The following is a 17241-nucleotide window of genomic DNA, read 5'->3' on the forward strand; positions in this document are numbered from 1 at the left end:
AATTGTCAGGATTCGTATTATTCGGGCGCTTTGGTGACTATCTCGGTATTATCGGACGCGCCGTGCATCGCTTGTTTTAAGGGCTGCATGTAGCCAGCCATAAAGCAGACTTCGGCTGTTAAATACAAGGGCGCTACCAGAGCCTGATAAAAATTATCGATTAGAGCGGGACGGCGACCTTCAATGAAATGCCCTGCCAATTGCAACAGCCAACCCAACACGAACAGGACCACGAAAGTCCAGAATGCGCCGCTGGTGAGTCCGGCATAAGTTATCAGGTTCGCAATCCAGAGTAGAATCACCAGAACCGGGAGAATAAGCAGACCCAGACGCCAATGGAGGCGCATGTAATAAATCCACAACAGCAGGGTGGCGATGTCGGCGAAACTGATGTTCAGCACATTGGGTGGTATGACCAGTCTTACAAATCCGAGCAGGATCATCAGCGACAGGATGATGAGCGGAACCCCAATGATATGGGTATAAAAAGTGGCTGTTTTTTGATGGTATTGAGCGTAAAAGCGGGCTTGTTCTATAAAGGTTTTCATCCTGAAGTCCTTGCTTTCTTTTCTTAAAAAGTTAGCACATACTGCCTGAAAGCTCCACTTTTGTATTAACAGGTGGACCAGCGGAAACAGTCGGTTACATGATCATTGACCATCCCCACGGCCTGCATAAAGGCATAGCAGGTGGTTGGTCCCAGGAAGGCAAAGCCGTCTTTTTTGAGTTGTCTGGCCATGCGGGTCGATTCTTCCGTTACTGCTGGAATCTGGCTTAAGGTTTCCCACCGATTTTTTTTCACCTCGCCATCGGTAAATTGCCAGAAGTACGCCGCGACATTTTCCCGCTCCGCGACCCGTAAAAACGCCTGGGCATTGGTGCGTACTGATTGAATCTTTAATCGGTTACGAATGATTTCGGGATTCAGGAGCATGACTGCAAGATCAGAATCCGATGCCTGAGCTAAATGCTGTGGCGAGAATTGCATAAAGGCTTGACGCATGGCGTCTCGCTTTCTAAGTACGGTAATCCAGCTCAGTCCGGCCTGCATGCTTTCCAGGACAAGCATTTCAAACAGTTTTTGAGGGTTTCGGACGGGAACGCCCCACTCCTCATCATGGTAAGCGGTGTACAGGGGATCCTGTTTACACCATCCGCAACGTGTGACCACAATGGACTCCAATGGGCATGGACGCTTTTGAAATCCATGCCCTGTCTTGACTTATTTGTGCAGGAATTTTTTAAGCTGGTGAATGGATTTCATGTCGGCGGCGCGCAGTGCAAAGGCCTGGACATTATCAGAACCCAGATCATAAATACAGTAACTGTACCCTTCGCCATCATCTTCTGGAGAGGGGCGGCCGGATAAATGATAAAGCAGGGCATTGCCTTCTTCCAGGGCTTGTTCTTCATCACTTGCCTGAACAGGACCAATACCAAATACCCAGGTGTTATCGGTATTGTATTGACTGATGTGGTAAGTCAGGTAGGTGTTGGACATGATGACCTGAGCCATGCTTAACCCTTCGTTTTTAATTACGCTAACGTCAGGGCAGGATTCCACGGTGTGACTGGCAGCCCAGGTGGCGCTGGCCAAAAATAAAGCGCTCGCAAAGGCAGCAAGTTTGGCAGTAAACTTCATGTAAGACTCTCCTTTAGGTTGCAAAAATGCCGGGTCAGCGTAGCAAGGGGAGTGAGAAGATGCAAGACGTCAGGAAATAAATTTTATGCCTTGTCAAAGGTCAGGCGTGCAAAAACAAAGAGCACATTGCCAATATTAGTTCCGCCCGGTACGTAGGCTGCGGACAGTGACACCTGCTTGTAGGTCAGGCTTATCCAGGGTGCTGCGCCGGGAAAAGGGTAGCCGTCAAAAATATCCGGTCGCATGGTAACCAGCACGGAATAGCCGCCGCCGATTCTGGCATTGGGGGACAGTTGCAGGTTTTTTAAAAAAGCATAACCCGCCACGGGTTGCACATGTTTGTGGGAGTCTAGAAAGGCCATGGCGTAGAGGCCGTGCCAATCCCCGTCTTCATCGTAAAAGCCTTTGCCCATGCCGCCGCCCCAGGCGTTTTCATTGTAACGGGTTGTACGCAGTTTTTCTTCAGTGTACATGAACCGGTTATGCCAGGCATAAAAGGGCAAGTACATTTCATTACTGCCTTCATACCAGATCTGATGAAGCCGTAAACACAGTTTTCTTAACAACCAGGGTTTGCTGGCGCAGGGGGTGGCCTCATGGGCATAGGCCGGTTGCCATATTAATAGGGAAGTGAAGACAAAAATGAGTGATGAATTTTTCATTAATTTCTGTGTTTCCGTATTCTCAGCAACTGATTAAGGCAATCAGCGAGATTGGATCGCTTATTGCTTTCAACATTCAAACGGCACAAAGAGCATACTAACATGGACTTGTTTCGCAAAAAAGCCATACATGAATCGATGAATGGGGCGCCCCGTCTGGCTCAATGCCTGACAGCCTTTGACCTGATGTTTCTCGGCGTCGGGGCAATCATCGGCGCAGGGATTTTTGTGCTGACAGGCATTGTTGCAGCAACGCATGCCGGGCCTGCGATTATTCTTTCTTATGTAGTTGCTGGCTTTGCCTGTGCTTTTTCAGCGCTCTCTTATGCGGAGCTTGCAGCATCGATTGGCGGTTGTGGCAGTGCCTATGGGTATGCCTATGCTGGTTTTGGTGAATTGATAGCCTGGATTGTCGGATGGGATCTTATTCTTGAATACTCCATTTCGGTTTCTGCTGTTTCCGTGGGCTTCAGCGGCTATTTTAATGACATGCTTAAAATAGTAAAACTGGATTTGCCTCCCTCTCTTTTGCATGGGCCTTTAAATGATGGCTGGCTCAATGTCTTTGCCATGGGCATTATTCTCTTTTTAACCGCCTTGCTGATATTGGGTGTCAAGTCGAGTTCCCGGACCAATAATGTGATGGTTTTTATTAAGCTCACCGTAATTCTCCTATTCATTATCATTGCCAGCATGAATGTGAATCCGGTCAATTGGTCGCCCTTTATGCCCTTTGGCTGGACGGGCGTGATGAGTGGTGCTGCCTTGATTTTTTTCGCCTACATTGGTTTTGATGCCGTTTCGACGGCGGCTGAAGAAGCCATCAATCCGCAGCGTGACTTGCCGCGCGGTATACTCGGTTCATTGATCATCTGTACCATCCTTTATATGATCGTGGCGGCTCTGCTGACAGGCATAGCCCATTACAGTACGCTGAATGTGTCTTCGCCAATTAGCCATGCGCTCATCATGCTCAATTACAAGGTGGCGGCAGGGCTTATTGGTGTGGGCGCAATTGCCGGGCTGACCACGGTCATGCTGGTGTTGTTTTATGGATTAACCCGGGTATTCTTTGCCATGGCGCGGGACGGCCTGCTGCCCCAGTACTTTGCCCAAACGCATCCGGTGACCAAAACGCCGGTGCGCATCGTACTGCTGTGCGGTAGCGTGATGGCACTGATTTCCGCCCTGATTCCGATTTCCGATTTGGCTGAACTGGTGAACATCGGCACTCTGTTTGCCTTTGTCATCGTCTGCCTTGGTGTTATTATTCTGCGCTATACTCATCCTGAGATGCCGCGGCCGTTTAAAACACCGTGGATGCCGGTGGTTCCTATTCTTGGCATCGTGAGCTGCGCTTATCTCATCATCAATCTTCCCTGGGTTACCCAGTTGCGGTTTTTAATCTGGATGCTGGTGGGGGTTGTGATTTACTTTAGCTACAGTCAATTTGCCAGCCGCTTAAATCCCGTGAAACAGGAAAAGCCATGAGGTCAGGAGTTGCTTTTGAACAAAAAAGAGTTAAAGAAAAGCAGAAAACAGTCAATTTCCCATCTGCTTAAAAAAATTGCGATGAAACATGAAAAGGAGAGCCGTGTTTGTTTTCGTGAATTGGTTAAGGAATTGGGTGATCAGGCGTTTGGTCTTATTATGATTTTGTTTGCTCTGCCCAGTGCCTTGCCTGTCTCTGCCATTCCCGGTATTTCCTTTATTTTTGGCTTACCCATCCTGTTTATCGCCATTCATTTACTGATAGGCCGCCGAATCCTGTGGTTGCCGAGGCAATTGGCCGATCGCAGCATTGAGCGCGGCACCCTGCTCGATGTGGTGACTAAAACCCGGCCCTATTTAATGTACGTTGAGCGCTTGCTGAAGCCGCGGCTGACTTTTTTTTCTACGCCCTTCATGGAGAGGATGCATGGCGTGATTCTGCTGTTGTTAAGCATTTTATTGTTGCTGCCCATTCCCTTTAGCAATTTTATTTTTGCCATGCTAATCATTCTGTTTGGCTTGGGAATTGCCGAGAAGGACGGCCTTTTTCTGGTCTTAGCCTACGCTGGTACGGTAGTGTATGCCTTAGCGCTCATCGGATTGACACGCGGCATGATTCATTATTTCACTGGATAGTTAACATGATGCCGGCAGCCACGATGCCGGCTGCTGGAATGGTCAGTAACCACGCTAAAAAAATGCGCCTTAAAACCGGCCAATGCATGAGACTCGGTCCATTGACGAAACCGACACCCGCGATGGCACCGGTGACCGTGTGTGTGGTGGAAATTGGCACTCCCAGTTCTGTCGCAGCAAAAATCATGGCAGCGGCTCCGGTCTCAGCGGCACAGCCGCGAAGGGTCGTCAGTTCAGTGATTTTTTTTCCCATGGTGTCGACAATGCGCCATCCCCCCGCTAATGTACCCAGGGCAATGACGGTATGGCATGAAATGACGACCCAGAAGGGCACATGAAAGTCTCCTTTAAGCCAGGAGGCGGAATAAAGCAGGATGGCGATAATTCCCATGGTCTTTTGGGCGTCATTGCCGCCGTGAGTCAGGCTGAGTAATGCCGAGGAAGCGAGTTGGAGTCGTTTAAACAGGCGCTCCGTCCGCTCCCGAGGATACCGTTTGGCCAACCGCGTCATGCCTAAGGTTAACCAATAGCCAATCAGCATGCCCACAAGTGGTGAGATAAAAATTCCCGCCACGACCTTGCTAAAGCCGGCTGGGATCAAGGCTGAAAAGCCCGCTTTAGCCACCGCAGCCCCAGCCAACCCGCCAATTAAGGCATGGGAGGAGCTGGAAGGAAGACCATAATACCAGGTGGCTAAATTCCAGAAAATGGCACCCATTAAGGCGGCGAAAATTAACTGCGGATCCACCAAACCAGGATTGACGAGGCCGCTGCCTATGGTTTTGGCCACCGACAAGCTAAAGACTAAAAAGGCAATGAGATTAAAAAACGCAGCCCAGAGTACCGCTTTTTTCGGGGTTAAAACGCCGGTGGTGACAATGGTGGCTATGGCGTTGGCAGCATCATGAAAGCCATTGATAAAATCAAAAACAAAGGCAATGACAATCACAAAAAGGATAAAGAAAGTGCCGGTGTCCATGGTTATCCTTATTCCTTATCGACCGTATCCTCAAATTCATTTTTGCGAGGAACAATGCGGATCTGAGTAATCCGTGCACCCTGAATGCTTTCTATAGTAGCGGAAAAATCAGTAAATTGAACCGTCTGTCCTTCTTTGGGCAGTGAGCCAAGCTTATAGAGAATCAAACCGGTGACCGTGGATACTTCCTCTTCTTCCTCACTGTTTAGGATGATTTCAATATTAAGGGCTCTTTCCAATGCGTAAAGAGGGCAATCGCCTTTTACCGTGAGGGAGCCGTCACCATGTTGAATCCAGGCATCCTGCGTTTTATGGAATTCATCCTTAATCACGCCAATGACCAGATGCAGTAAATTATCGAGGGTAATGAAGCCGATAATGTTTTTCTGACGGCCATACACCAGCGCAAAATGAGGGATTTCCCTTTGGAATTGCCTGAGCAAAGCCAGAGCCGGCAGCCGGTAGGACACCTTGGGAATCGGACGAATCACGTCCTGCAAAGGCAGCGTGTCGTCACTGTGATGGTTCTCCAGAAGCATCTGGATGTCTTTTACGTGCAACAAGCCGATAATCTGTTTTTTCTTGCGATCATAGACGGGGTAGCGGCTGAAGCGCGTGCGGGTGATGGTTTCAACCAGTTGGCGTTTGATGATGGGGGTATGAATCATGACGATGTCATCGGAAGAGCGCATGACATCCATGGCCTGCAGGTCAGCCAGTTCAAGCGTATGTGCAAGGATACTGCTGGCCTGAGGGGTTAACTCGCCGTGAATCTGGCTTGAGCGCAGAATTAACTTGATTTCATCATTGGAGTACGCCTGCTCACTGGGGTGAATGACATCCAGATCGAGTAACGTCAATAAAAAATTAGAGCAGGAGTTTAGAATCCAGATGATGGGATACATCAGCCAGTAAAACCCATAAAGCGGCACGGCAGTCCACAGGGAAATCTGTTCGCTTTGTCGGATTGCCAGCGACTTGGGCATCAGCTCGCCAACCACGATGTGGAGAAACGAAATCAGGGAAAAAGCAAAAATAAAACTGAGGAATTCGATAACGGTATCGCTCATAAACCCCATGGCATGCAGCAAAGGGGTCAAAAGCCTTGAAAAAGCAGGCTCCCCTATCCAGCCTAATCCCAGGGAGGCTAAGGTAATGCCCAATTGACAGGCCGAGAGGTAGGCATCAAGCTGCTCATGGACTTTGGCGAGAATTTTGCCGCGGATAGGGTATTCATCCAACAGGGCAGCCACGCGGGTATTACGCAGTTTAACCATGCCGAATTCCGCCGCCACAAAAAAGCCGTTGAGCAGAACTAGCGCCAGGCCGACAAGAATGAGAAACAGGTTAAAGAGACTCACAGGTAATAGCTCGTTTTAGTCATTAATTTGGACACGGTCGACATCATGGCCTGAATGGGGGAGGGCAATGCGGCTGCACCTGCTGCTTCGGCCATGGCCGCGTGATGGCTTTCTTCCTCGTGCATCTGCTGAAGGATGGCTTTGGTTTTTAAATCAGCCGCCGGCAGGTTATCCAGGTGATCCCGCAGATGAGCGCCGACCTGACGTTCTGTTTCAGCCACAAAGCCTAAGCTCCATTTATCCCCGGCCAGCCCCGCTAAGGCGCCTATGCACAGAGAACCCAGGTACCATAAGGGGTTGAGTACGCTCGGCCGGCTGTTTAATTCCAGAAGACGCCTTTCACACCAGGCCAGATGATCCACTTCTTCAGCCGCGGCCTGTTCCATTTGCTGACGGACTTCCGTTAAGCGTGCCGTCATCGCCTGTCCCTGATACAGGGCTTGAGCGCAGACTTCACCAGCATGGTTAACCCGCATCAAGCCGGCGACGTGCTGTTTTTCCCTGTCGGTCAAAGGGGCTGCGTTAACGATGCCTTCATTGGGTAGAGGGCGGCTGCATACCCGCTGTTGCGGCGGACAAAGGGTGCGCAGCGCGGTATCTGCATGGTGTAGCAGCTTGTCGATAAAATTCTGAGCCATACGCGTCATGTCATTTACAATGAGTAAGGTAATGGTAGCCTGATTAGTCAGGAGTTTGAAGCAGAATTGCACATTTCTGACTAAACTTTGAATACGTTTCGCAGAAGACAACAGTCATGCCTGGTTTAAATAAAGAGTCATTGCAGGAGTGGAAAAAAAATCATCAGAATGCCCGTCAGGAAAAACAAGAGCATGTCGTGGCGGAGCAACCCAAAGAGAACCCTTCTCACGGGGAGCAGGTGGATCAGTACAGTTCATTAACCGAGGGCGATTTTGAAACCTTTGATCCCAATGCCGATTAGCCAGCTTAACGCCGCTTTTTTTTTATTCCCTTGATTATTGGCAAAATTTCCAAACATTATCTATAAATTAGAAAGCTGAAACCATTAAATAAGGTCATATCATGGAGATGAAAAAGAGCCTTTTAGCTGTTTCTCTTGCCGCGTTAATGAGCAGTTTTCCTGTGTTTGCAACCACCGCTGAGGGTGAGGAAGCCTATAATCAGCAACGTTATGACAAAGCGTACATGCTCCTTTCTGAAGAGGCGGCAAAAGGCGATGCCAAGGCTCAATACCTTCTTGGTTCCATGTATTATCACGCCCAGGGCGTTCCCTACAGCGCGGAAAAAACGGAACAATGGCTGCTGGCATCAGCCAACCAGGGCAATGTGGATGCTCAGGTTTTACTGGCAGACTTTTATTGGTATCAAAAAACACCGGAAGGCTATACCAAGGCGTTAAGCTGGTATGAAAAAGCGGCCGCGCAAGGCAACGCCAATGCCGAATATGCCATCGGCTACATGTACAATTTTGGCGCCGGGGTGGCACAAAATTATGACACGGCGATGATGTGGTATCAAAAAGCGGCTGCCAAAGGCAATGCCGACGCCATGATGTCCATTGGTTACATGTACGACATGGGGACCGGGGTAAGCAAGAGTATCCCTGAGGCGGTCAAATGGTATACCAAGGCCGCTGACCTGGGGAATACCAGCGCGCAATTCAACCTCGGCACCATCTATGAATACGGAGACGGTATACCGAAAGACATGAATAAAGCCTTTGAGTATTTAAGCAAGGCAGCTGAGAAAGGACACGCCAAATCACAATTGGAGCTGGGTAATATCTACGACACGGGTAAATACGGCGGCGTGGATTTGAAGAAAGCGGCTTATTGGTATCAAAAAAGCGCCGATCAGGGCAATGCCACTGCCCAATACGACATCGGCGACATGTATTTTTATGGCGATGGCGTTGAAAAGAATTTAGCCACAGCGGTGGATTGGATTTCCAAGGCTGCGCGTCAGGGATACGGTCGAGCCCAAAACCGCTTAGGCGTGTTTTACCGTGATGGCATTGGTGTGGCGGCAGATCCAGTCGAAGCCTATGCCTGGTTTAGTGCCGCCGTCAATAACAAATTTGCGGACGCAACCAAAAACCGTGACGATTTAGAAAAGAACTTAACGCCGGAACAATTGCAGAAGGCGAAAGACCTGGCTAAAACCTATTCCGAAGAATACGCACCGAAAGAGCAATAACGCATTGACAATCCGGGGAGGCGGTGCTCATGCCGCCTCCGGATTGGTTTAAAAGAAGACACCTCCCCTCCCTGCTTATTTTACATCCTTGTTTTTTTAGGCTATTTTAGGCCTGAAAAAATTCGCAAGACGGGTTTTTTCATGTTGTAGTTTTCCCGAAGATTGATTGATTAAAAGGAAGCAACATTCATGAAATATCCTCTATTGGGTTTAATCCCCTTTCTGGCCGTGACGCAAGCCGCTGTCACACAGCCTGTCGCTGTCGCCGCCGCACAACCCACCGCCTGCATCACGTCACAATTCAGCGCGCAAGGAAACCAGCATTGGAAAACGGTGAATTTGAAATTAACCAACCAGTGCACTCAGGCGGTGGATTTTCAGGATTCGACGATTACCTTTAAAAGTACAACCCCGATTTCCACGACATTTTGGGGTGAATTTTCCCCCTTGTCTTACCCTGATAATGCACTGACTATCAGTTCCCAGCCTCAGGTTGATGGGCGGTTTCTGGCCACCCTGACCCTGCATTTCCCTTCTTATCCCGGCGCTAACTCCAAATTGCCGGCAGGAAGCGCTTTTCAAATCAATTATGGCGTCAGCAGCGACAATCATGTTGAGGGCAGCGTCAATGTGTACACCGGGTCTGTGGTGGAGTCCGGCACCCTGATTTTAACGAATAGCTCGGAAAAGCCCGCGAACGTGGCGGAAAATTATGCCCTGGTTCACCTGTCGATGAATGGCCAGATCGTCAATAGCATCCAACTGCCCTGGTCCTCACCCAAAACCTTATCCGGATTGGCGGTTGGCAATTATTCACTGGCAGCAGAAACCATCACCGCCAGCAATGGTGACGTTTACCAGGGTAGCGTGGTGCCGAGTACCCTGACGTTGACAGCCAATCAGTCCGTCCATGCGTCGGTCAGTTACGCACGGGTACAACCCAATGGCAAACTGGCCATTCAACTGCAGGCACTGCCTGCCGAATTGTCGGGGTATGGCAGCAATCCCACCGCGTTGATCACGCAAAGTCAAACGGGGCAATCCACGACGCAAGCCTTAAATTGGAATGCGTCCTCCACCGTCTCAAACTTAAGAGAGGGAGCGGCCTACACGTTCTCGACCGCATTGATTGAATACAATGGCTACCGCTGCACGCCGGGATTCCAACCCGCGAGTGTGACTGCCAGTGCGTCGACCACGCCGGTTACCCAATTGACGTATCAGTGCCTCAGGGTTGCAGAGGACACCGTCACCATGAATGTCAGCGGCGCGCCGGATACATTGGCCGCGTTAACGGTTCATCTCACGCCAAATAATGGTTCTGAAGCCCTGTCGACCGTCATTGACTTAAGCAATGGCAGCGGCTCTCTGACCATGAATTTAACGGATGGGGTCATTTACACGCTCTCGGCCGATGCCGTACCCGGGTACGCCATTCATTTTTCACCGCAACCCCTAACTGCGACGGCAAATGCCATTGAAACCATCACGTTAACGCCGGTGAATGCCAGTACACCAGTCGGCGCCAATGGTCAGCTTACGGTCTGCGGAACAAAACTGTGTAATGAGCACGGTTCACCCATTCAACTGAAGGGCATGAGTACGCATGGTCTGCAGTGGTTTGCAAACTGCGCTACGCCAGCGTCCCTGGACTATCTGACCAATCAGATGAAAGCCAACGTCGTCAGAGTTTCCCTGTATGTCCAGGAAGGGGGGTATGAAACCAACCCGACGCAATTCACCAATCAGGTCAGTCAACTGATTGATGAGGCCTATGACCGCGGAATCTATGTGATTGTGGATTGGCATATATTAAACCCGGGTGATCCGAACTATAACCTGGCCCGCGCCAAGACTTTCTTCACCGCCATTGCCACGGCCCATAAGAACAAAAACAATATTCTTTATGAAATTGCCAATGAGCCCAATGGCGTGAGCTGGAGTACGATTAAAAGCTATGCCAATGAAATCATTCCAGTCATTCGGGCAATTGACGCCAAAGCGCCAGTCATTGTCGGTACGCGCGCCTGGAGTTCTTTGGGGGTATCGGAGGGGGGCTCGTATCAGGAAATAGTCAATAATCCGGTCCAGTTTTCCAATATCATGTACTCCTTCCACTTTTATGCGGCATCCCATCGCGATAATTACCTGGCGGCACTGGACAATGCATCGCAGGTCCTGCCGATTTTTGTAACCGAGTTTGGTACGCAAACCTTCACCGGCGACGGGGCCAATGATTTTGATATGTCCAATCGCTACATGGCGTTGATGGCGGCTAAAAAAATCGGCTGGACGAATTGGAATTATTCCGATGATTTTCGCTCGGGAGCCATTTGGAAGACCAATACCTGCGCCAATGGCGCCTGGGTTGACAGCAACCTAAAGCCGGCCGGTATCTACATTAAAGATCAGATCCAGGCTCCTTAACCCATCGCGCTGCCAGAAATCGACTTCTGGCAGCGTCATTGCCGGGAAATTGCATAAAAAATACCAATTAGATTAAAATTACAACAAATAGGCCTAATTTTTGTCTATAGTTTAAACATAAGATTCTCATGGATGGTGAACTTATGTTTGACTTACTCCCCGTCGAAGGCGGCTTGCTTAGCCAAAAAAGAAAACAGATTGTTCTTCTGAATGATATTCTTAAGAAGATGAATCACAGCAAAAAAAGCGACCCTGAACGATTACCCTATTATTACGGCAAACTCGAAGCGCTGCATCGCAAGATCATGGGCAAAGGCGAGGCCGATACCATCATTAAAAATTGGTTTCTTGCTCACCCCCTTTACAAAACCCACCAGCAGATTATCGACCTGGTCAAACACCGTCAACTTGAAAAAAAGGTCAAAAAAATCGCTAAACGGATGGATCTTGATAATTTGTACAGTAAATACACCAGCAAGGACAGTTTTAAAGGCCTGGTCCAGGATCGGCTGATGGCGATTGATTCCAGTTATAAAGTAACGTCCCTGGGAGGCGGCAACAACCCCATTCTCCATGTGACGCTCAATAAGGATCAGCAATTCATTATGCGGTTTGTCCGGGTGGATAGTCAGGATGAAGAACGGGGGGTATCGCCAAAACAGGCCCGGGAGCAAGTCAGCGGCATGCCCCAGGTTCCCCAACCGTTGCTGATGCATTATGTGGCCAATGATTTTCAGGAGAAAACATACATTGAATTCGGCCATTATTATCCCCAGGGGAATATTGAGGAATTATTCAAACAACTGGACGACCACAAGAAGGATTCTCCCAACAGGGAGACCATGGTGTTGCTTTATGCGCAGAAATTCCTTGAATTTTATCTGGAATTAAACAGGCGGGGCGTCTGGTATACTGATCTTAAGCCCAGCAATATCCTTCTCGATAGTCAGGGCGGCCTTGTGATAAGCGATCTCAAAGGGTTGCTGATGTCTCATGAAAGCAAAATGCCCTCTGCAAAAACCAACACCTCAAAAGCGTATTATCAATCGTCCGTGTTCGAAGGCAAATCAGTCAATCTCGAGCGCCTGCAACGACAAACCCTGGCCAATACCCTCTATCAGTTAATGACCGGGAAGTTACCTGTCTCTGTCAAAGGGCATTACATCGATTGGAAATACAAATACAATTTTAATCAGGATTGCTTTAAATCAGTGGAGGGCGAGCTAATTAAATCGTTAATTCTGGCTTTAAACATGTCAAGGCCTAAACCACTGACGCATTATTTAACCCTGATTAATGATCACTTGCATCAGGAACAGTTACAGCCTCAGGAAGAGGCTGCGCGTGTGGCTACTCGTGACCGCGATGATTCCCAGGCTTCAATTACTCTTTAAGGGAGTGACAGAATTAAAAATCCGGCTGTAATGGGCATTGTCCGGATGATGATCGCCGCGCGGGTTAAACGCGTGGTCGGCCACCACCAGATTGTTTATTCCCGATAGTCTGAAATTGCGCCATTGCGGAAGATGGCCGCTGGCGCTGCCATTCGATACCTGGTAAGCATGCAGTTGTTTTATGCCATTCAGGAGCCCATAATGATGGGGCTCCGCGCAACGCGAATGCCCATCGTAATGAAAGATGACACGATGGCGACGGGTAATCGCTTCATTGATTTTGCGTTCAACGCTGTCCATGGTGATGCCTTCCTGTTTATAACAAGTATAGACAGTACCTCATAGTGCACGATCAGTTGCCCATGCGGCCAGATTGTTCGAAATATTGCAACTTGCTCGTTCACTGAGTACTCTGTAATTGTCTTATAGAAAAGGAGTGATTATGCGTAAAGAAGTCAAGCAATCCGTTGAAGATAAAGCGCTGAAGACCGGGAAAGTCGTTGTGGCGGCAAATCTTATTGTTCTGCCGTTTTATTGCATCGATTCTACCTTGGGTCTTGCCGTCTCTGTTGCGGTAAATGCTGTCCTGCTGAAGGTGCTTCATGATTTGGGACAATCACGGCGTCCGGGTTCTAATCTGCTGAATGCAGCCAATCGCTTCTTTTCAAACATGACGGGCAGTGAGAATCATGAGGAGTTGAATAACACCTTCCGCAACATCATCAATGGCGGTGCGGCGGTTTATGATGAAATGAACTGTGTTTATGCCCAAACATTTGGCCGGTAATTGGCAGGCCTAGGGTTCATCCCTCATTCATTTGAGTCGAAGATGAAAATCTTCGACTGTATCGGCAGGGGAATAGCCCTTCCGGTAGGCAAAGGATTCACACACATGAGAAATGATTAACAACGGCGAGTCCGCCCCTTGACGCGACAAAATCCAGGTGTGGGTCATGTCGGCGATCAATTGCTGGCTGTAAGCCGCTGGCGATTGCCAAAGCCTGGCATGCCAGGCCCCTTTGGTGTGAACAGTGACTTGATTGCCCTCCTGCTCACTGCCCACCAATTCACAATCAAAATGCTGATCAAAATAAATCAGCTTCCCAATCTGATGATCAGCGAACCCGGCAATGCCTTTAAAATGAATATCACTGCCCCGCAGGCGAATTTCGAAGCGCTCCGCATCAATGATCTTCAGGAATTCAACCATGGGCGCGCGCGACGCATTGAGATGGTTAAATTGCTGAATAATAGTAAACGCTTCGTCGGTCACGGTTTGAGTCATAGGGGCTCCGTAAGGATTAACGCTGCGGAAGCATTAATCCGCTTTTTTCCATTTCTTCCAGGTATTTTAATAGCATCAGCCTGAAGTCGCTATTTAATTTATTCAGACGTTGCTGGGTGGCAATAAAATCCCCTACATCGCCATTCAGGCTTGCTCTGACCGAGGATGCTTCAATGTTCCTGAGAATAGAATCCATTTTCTTCATTTCATTCAACATGATAACTCCCATTCAATCCGCAGGGATTCATTTTTAGTATAGTTCAGGATGCCGTGATTAGTGTTTAACTGCGGGAGGCGCCACGCGAACTTTTTCATCCTTATCGGTCAGCATATAATGTTTTGCTTGCTGACTCAGGCGTTCTAACTCGTCAATCAGTTCCCTGGTTTTGCTTTTTCCAAGGCTTGCAGAAACATCCTGCGTGCGGTAACTCGTTACTGCCGCTCTGAATGCCCCGGCATCAAAAGAATGATCCTTGAATTTTTCAGCAATGTTTTTCAGCGCCCCAATTTTGGCATGCAAGGGATATTGGCGGTCATGAGAAACCAAGAGAGCGTGTTTTAAGTCTGGATGAAATCAAATCTCTCTGGCTATTTCTAGATGGTAACGACTCACAAATGGCACCTCAAACCCGCATCGCCATTAAGATTATTTTACTGACTGGTGTTCGTACTGCTGAACTGCGTTTGGCAAAGTGGAGTGAAATTAATTTTGATGAGTCACTTTGGACAATTCCCGCCTTGCATTCCAAGGCTAGCATGGTTCACAAAGTACATCTTAGTGATTTGACCGAACAATTATTTTTGCAGCTAAAATCACTTAGTAGATCAGATTATGTTTTAACAGGTATAGACTATTGTCATCCATTGACAGAAAATGCTTTACCAGAGCTATTAAACGTATTCAAGAACGTGTGGGCATTTCGGAGTGGACTGCACATGATCTACGTCGTACTTTCGCCAATCAACTTGGAGAGGCTTTACAAATTGATCCTGTAGTTATGAGAAATGTCTGGGACATAAAATGCCACGAATCATGGCAACTTATAATAAATGAAATGTTGCCCCAAAGAAAAGAAGCTTTAGAACAATGGTCTCACTATATTCACAATTTAATGGCTAATAACATTGTGTATTTAAATATTAAAGCAAAGTGATGGCATAAATACATATGATATGGTTTCCTAATGAATGGAATTATGATGAATGAACTGATAAATATATACTGTGATGAAAGTTGCCATTTAGAATCCTCAGCAATTACCGTAAATAATAGATACATGGTACTTGGTGCCATCGCCTGTCCTATTAAAGATAAAGATGCAATATTTCAAGAAATTAAAGAGATTAAACGTCAAAATAAGCTTAAAGAATTCTCAGAAATAAAATGGACAAAGGTTACACGTAATAAGCTCCCAGCATATGAAGCTTTAACAAATTATTTTTTTAGTTGTGAGCAACTCTCTTTTAGAGCAATTATCATTGATAAAAATCAACTCCAACACGACAAATTTAACCATACTCATGATCAGTTTTATTACAAAATGTATTGGCAAATGTTGGAGTGGTTCATTGATCCTAAAAATTCCTATCATATCTATCTTGATATTAAAGATACTCAAGGCTATTTAAAAATAGAAAAACTCCATGAAGTGCTTTGTAACTCCCACCATGATTTTAATAAACAGGTGGTCGCAAGAATCCAAGAAGTAAGATCACATGAAAATGTATTAATCCAACTAGCTGATTTATTGATTGGTTCCATATCCTATGCCAACCGTTATCCTCAAGGTGGGCAAAGTGATGCAAAGCAAAGAATTGTAGATCTAATCAAATCACGTACTGGTCTATCTCTTGTTCGCAGTACCTCTCTCGGCGCACGTAAATTTAACTTATTTAATTGGGAGGGGCGTTTGTGAGTTTGTATCCCTTACCTGATCTTGTATTGTTTGAAAGTTTTGGTAGTGATTGGAACAACTACCAAAATGCTTTATATCAACTATTCCTTGATAAAATTGATCGTAAATTATCATTTCTGGGATTACCAATTAGATGCCGCTATTTAGAACCAGTTTCTGAAATGCATGGAAGTTTTTGGCATTTGATCACATCAGGTCCTGGGGTTGATGAAGATCGAATTGTAGATTTTCGTCGTTGTGAACGAATTAGTTGGATCCCACACATAATCCAACATAGTGGTTACTCTGAAATTTTATGTTGGGAGAACAAAAGAGAATCGAATATGAATACTGTACTCTGGCTTCCTCCAGAACAATATATGATTATTCTTTCAAAGCGTAAAGACTACTATTCGTTAACTACTGCCTATGTGCATGATGAAAGAAAAGGTAGGACAAATCAGAAAGAGTCAAGTGTGAATAGGGATCCTAGAAAAAGCTGAGGCCGCCTAAGCGACCTCGAATGCTCCTTCTACACTGAAGGTAGATGAGTTAATAGTATTATAGCAGATTATACAGCCTGTGTGTCAAATAATTGGAGACCAAAATAAGTTGTGTCCGATTTTTTTGATTTTACTGTACACAAGCCTCGTTGTGTACGCCTTACCATACACAAAAAAATATCATTTAATATCAATCAATATCAGCATTTTGGATGCTATTCGAGTAGAGTCAATTTGGACTAAAACCAAAGCTTATTTTAAAACAAATGGTGGAGTAATGATTTTCGAGACAATTCAATTAAAGAGGTAGCATTAAATATGCTCAGTAATAATTAACTAATGGTTCAGTTGATGTATTAATTGAACGATGTTCTTCACTATACTCAAACAAATTTAAAGTTAAAAATTTGCTAACGCTAATAAAAGAGCATCGAAATAATTTTGTTCATAATGGTAAAGAGAACATTAAATTAACAAAACTATTTCTGATTGAACTTGAAAAAATACACAGGGATTTGTTTTACTTTCATTTAAATAATGCTTTATCAGGCGGTACTTTTGAAAAAGGGATTCAACAGCTTTCTTCTTAGGGTTGTGATCATAATTGGAAAATACCCACACTTTCGTTATTTTGTATTTTAAAATCGGTACCAAAACTGGTACCAAGCTTCAGGAAGGGAAAACTTGGAATTCGCCAAAACCCAGACTGGATTTGGCTCCCCGGACAGGACTCGAACCTGTGACCTAATGATTAACAGTCATCCGCTCTACCGGCTGAGCTACCGGGGAAT

Annotated in this window: 20 protein-coding genes, 1 tRNA gene and 1 pseudogene; 10 read left to right on the forward strand and 12 right to left on the reverse strand. The window is 46.8% G+C overall.

Annotated elements, in window-relative coordinates:
- Positions 1-17 precede the first annotated feature (17 nt).
- The 4 genes from DYE45_RS00120 to pagP all read right to left on the reverse strand — a co-directional run bounded on the left by DYE45_RS00120 (position 18) and on the right by pagP (position 2304).
- The gene (locus DYE45_RS00120) at positions 18-548 is read right to left on the reverse strand and encodes an Mpo1 family 2-hydroxy fatty acid dioxygenase (RefSeq protein WP_108291082.1); all 531 of its coding nucleotides are present in this window, start codon (positions 546-548) and stop codon (positions 18-20) included.
- A 65-nt stretch (positions 549-613) separates the two neighbouring features.
- On the reverse strand, positions 614-1171 hold the full coding sequence (locus DYE45_RS00125) for a DNA-3-methyladenine glycosylase I (RefSeq protein WP_207393857.1): 558 nt from the start codon (positions 1169-1171) through the stop codon (positions 614-616).
- A gap of 51 nt (positions 1172-1222) precedes the next feature.
- On the reverse strand, positions 1223-1642 hold the full coding sequence (locus tag DYE45_RS00130; RefSeq protein ID WP_115300241.1) for a DUF4949 domain-containing protein: 420 nt from the start codon (positions 1640-1642) through the stop codon (positions 1223-1225).
- An 83-nt stretch (positions 1643-1725) separates the two neighbouring features.
- On the reverse strand, positions 1726-2304 hold the full coding sequence (gene pagP / locus DYE45_RS00135) for a lipid IV(A) palmitoyltransferase PagP (protein WP_115300242.1): 579 nt from the start codon (positions 2302-2304) through the stop codon (positions 1726-1728).
- A 102-nt stretch (positions 2305-2406) separates the two neighbouring features.
- Here pagP and DYE45_RS00140 point away from each other — a divergent pair, with 102 nt between their 5' ends.
- On the forward strand, positions 2407-3795 hold the full coding sequence (locus tag DYE45_RS00140; protein WP_108291090.1) for an amino acid permease: 1389 nt from the start codon (positions 2407-2409) through the stop codon (positions 3793-3795).
- Between the two features lie 15 nt (positions 3796-3810).
- Positions 3811-4431 carry an exopolysaccharide biosynthesis protein gene (locus tag DYE45_RS00145; protein ID WP_108291092.1) on the forward strand — a complete coding sequence of 207 codons (621 nt, stop codon included), beginning with the start codon at positions 3811-3813 and terminating at the stop codon, positions 4429-4431.
- On the opposite strand, the gene DYE45_RS00150 is transcribed toward DYE45_RS00145, so the two are convergent.
- Genes DYE45_RS00150 through coq7 form a run of 3 tightly spaced genes read right to left on the reverse strand, consistent with a single transcriptional unit; the run spans position 4421 to position 7409 of the window.
- The gene (locus DYE45_RS00150) at positions 4421-5410 is read right to left on the reverse strand and encodes an inorganic phosphate transporter (protein WP_108291094.1); all 990 of its coding nucleotides are present in this window, start codon (positions 5408-5410) and stop codon (positions 4421-4423) included. The genes DYE45_RS00145 and DYE45_RS00150 overlap by 11 nt on opposite strands.
- A gap of 8 nt (positions 5411-5418) precedes the next feature.
- On the reverse strand, positions 5419-6771 hold the full coding sequence (locus DYE45_RS00155; protein ID WP_242602663.1) for a hemolysin family protein: 1353 nt from the start codon (positions 6769-6771) through the stop codon (positions 5419-5421).
- The gene (gene coq7 / locus DYE45_RS00160) at positions 6768-7409 is read right to left on the reverse strand and encodes a 2-polyprenyl-3-methyl-6-methoxy-1,4-benzoquinone monooxygenase (protein ID WP_242602664.1); all 642 of its coding nucleotides are present in this window, start codon (positions 7407-7409) and stop codon (positions 6768-6770) included. Before coq7 ends, DYE45_RS00155 begins: the two co-directional genes overlap by 4 nt.
- A 116-nt stretch (positions 7410-7525) precedes the next feature.
- Here coq7 and DYE45_RS00165 point away from each other — a divergent pair, with 116 nt between their 5' ends.
- From DYE45_RS00165 to DYE45_RS00180, 4 genes are all read left to right on the forward strand, one after another.
- Positions 7526-7711, forward strand: a complete 186-nt coding sequence (locus DYE45_RS00165; RefSeq protein ID WP_115300243.1) for a hypothetical protein — start codon at positions 7526-7528, stop codon at positions 7709-7711.
- Between the two features lie 101 nt (positions 7712-7812).
- Positions 7813-8946, forward strand: coding sequence for a tetratricopeptide repeat protein (locus DYE45_RS00170; RefSeq protein ID WP_108291098.1), 1134 nt, complete (start codon positions 7813-7815; stop codon positions 8944-8946).
- Between the two features lie 189 nt (positions 8947-9135).
- The gene (locus DYE45_RS14810; RefSeq protein ID WP_207393858.1) at positions 9136-11373 is read left to right on the forward strand and encodes a glycoside hydrolase family 5 protein; all 2238 of its coding nucleotides are present in this window, start codon (positions 9136-9138) and stop codon (positions 11371-11373) included.
- A 143-nt stretch (positions 11374-11516) separates the two neighbouring features.
- Positions 11517-12767 carry a protein kinase family protein gene (locus DYE45_RS00180; protein ID WP_160160650.1) on the forward strand — a complete coding sequence of 417 codons (1251 nt, stop codon included), beginning with the start codon at positions 11517-11519 and terminating at the stop codon, positions 12765-12767.
- On the opposite strand, the gene DYE45_RS00185 is transcribed toward DYE45_RS00180, so the two are convergent.
- Positions 12753-13067, reverse strand: coding sequence for a WYL domain-containing protein (locus tag DYE45_RS00185; protein ID WP_108291102.1), 315 nt, complete (start codon positions 13065-13067; stop codon positions 12753-12755). The genes DYE45_RS00180 and DYE45_RS00185 overlap by 15 nt on opposite strands.
- 142 nt (positions 13068-13209) lie before the next feature.
- On the opposite strand from DYE45_RS00185, the gene DYE45_RS00190 reads away from it, so the two are divergent.
- Entirely contained in the window at positions 13210-13554 is a 345-nt protein-coding gene (locus DYE45_RS00190; RefSeq protein WP_108291104.1) for a hypothetical protein, read from the forward strand.
- 27 nt (positions 13555-13581) lie between these two features.
- On the opposite strand, the gene DYE45_RS00195 is transcribed toward DYE45_RS00190, so the two are convergent.
- The 3 genes from DYE45_RS00195 to DYE45_RS00205 are packed head-to-tail and all read right to left on the reverse strand — an operon-like array spanning position 13582 to position 14599.
- On the reverse strand, positions 13582-14052 hold the full coding sequence (locus DYE45_RS00195; protein WP_108291106.1) for a hypothetical protein: 471 nt from the start codon (positions 14050-14052) through the stop codon (positions 13582-13584).
- Positions 14053-14068: 16 nt separating this feature from the next.
- A complete protein-coding gene (locus DYE45_RS00200; RefSeq protein ID WP_108291108.1) occupies positions 14069-14269 on the reverse strand; it encodes a hypothetical protein in 201 nt (66 codons plus the stop codon).
- A gap of 57 nt (positions 14270-14326) precedes the next feature.
- Positions 14327-14599, reverse strand: a complete 273-nt coding sequence (locus DYE45_RS00205; protein ID WP_133138162.1) for a hypothetical protein — start codon at positions 14597-14599, stop codon at positions 14327-14329.
- Here DYE45_RS00205 and DYE45_RS00210 point away from each other — a divergent pair.
- The 3 genes and pseudogenes from DYE45_RS00210 to DYE45_RS14555 form a co-directional block, all read left to right on the forward strand.
- Positions 14569-15206 (forward strand): annotated as a pseudogene (locus DYE45_RS00210) (tyrosine-type recombinase/integrase); the annotation flags it as partial. The gene DYE45_RS00205 and the pseudogene DYE45_RS00210 sit on opposite strands and share 31 nt — an antisense overlap.
- A 42-nt stretch (positions 15207-15248) precedes the next feature.
- Entirely contained in the window at positions 15249-15968 is a 720-nt protein-coding gene (locus DYE45_RS00215) for a DUF3800 domain-containing protein (protein ID WP_207393859.1), read from the forward strand.
- Entirely contained in the window at positions 15965-16450 is a 486-nt protein-coding gene (locus tag DYE45_RS14555; RefSeq protein WP_133138163.1) for a hypothetical protein, read from the forward strand. The genes DYE45_RS00215 and DYE45_RS14555 overlap by 4 nt, the downstream gene beginning before the upstream one ends.
- A 713-nt stretch (positions 16451-17163) precedes the next feature.
- Here DYE45_RS14555 and DYE45_RS00220 read toward each other — a convergent pair.
- Positions 17164-17239 (reverse strand) — tRNA-Asn (locus DYE45_RS00220).
- Positions 17240-17241 lie beyond the last annotated feature (2 nt).

The sequence above is a fragment of the Legionella taurinensis genome, from assembly GCF_900452865.1.
GTDB lineage: Bacteria > Pseudomonadota > Gammaproteobacteria > Legionellales > Legionellaceae > Legionella_C > Legionella_C taurinensis.

Coding starts and splice junctions, on each gene's coding strand:
- DYE45_RS00170 (WP_108291098.1), top strand. CDS start 7,813: ATGGAGATGAAAAAGAGCCTTTTAGCTGTTTCTCTTGCCGCGTTAATG.
- DYE45_RS00190 (WP_108291104.1), top strand. CDS start 13,210: ATGCGTAAAGAAGTCAAGCAATCCGTTGAAGATAAAGCGCTGAAGACC.
- DYE45_RS00150 (WP_108291094.1), bottom strand. CDS start 5,410: ATGGACACCGGCACTTTCTTTATCCTTTTTGTGATTGTCATTGCCTTT.
- coq7 (WP_242602664.1), bottom strand. CDS start 7,409: ATGGCTCAGAATTTTATCGACAAGCTGCTACACCATGCAGATACCGCG.
- DYE45_RS00195 (WP_108291106.1), bottom strand. CDS start 14,052: ATGACTCAAACCGTGACCGACGAAGCGTTTACTATTATTCAGCAATTT.
- DYE45_RS00120 (WP_108291082.1), bottom strand. CDS start 548: ATGAAAACCTTTATAGAACAAGCCCGCTTTTACGCTCAATACCATCAA.
- DYE45_RS00130 (WP_115300241.1), bottom strand. CDS start 1,642: ATGAAGTTTACTGCCAAACTTGCTGCCTTTGCGAGCGCTTTATTTTTG.
- DYE45_RS14810 (WP_207393858.1), top strand. CDS start 9,136: ATGAAATATCCTCTATTGGGTTTAATCCCCTTTCTGGCCGTGACGCAA.
- DYE45_RS00140 (WP_108291090.1), top strand. CDS start 2,407: ATGGACTTGTTTCGCAAAAAAGCCATACATGAATCGATGAATGGGGCG.
- DYE45_RS00165 (WP_115300243.1), top strand. CDS start 7,526: ATGCCTGGTTTAAATAAAGAGTCATTGCAGGAGTGGAAAAAAAATCAT.
- DYE45_RS00180 (WP_160160650.1), top strand. CDS start 11,517: ATGTTTGACTTACTCCCCGTCGAAGGCGGCTTGCTTAGCCAAAAAAGA.
- pagP (WP_115300242.1), bottom strand. CDS start 2,304: ATGAAAAATTCATCACTCATTTTTGTCTTCACTTCCCTATTAATATGG.
- DYE45_RS00200 (WP_108291108.1), bottom strand. CDS start 14,269: ATGTTGAATGAAATGAAGAAAATGGATTCTATTCTCAGGAACATTGAA.
- DYE45_RS00215 (WP_207393859.1), top strand. CDS start 15,249: ATGATGAATGAACTGATAAATATATACTGTGATGAAAGTTGCCATTTA.
- DYE45_RS00185 (WP_108291102.1), bottom strand. CDS start 13,067: ATGGACAGCGTTGAACGCAAAATCAATGAAGCGATTACCCGTCGCCAT.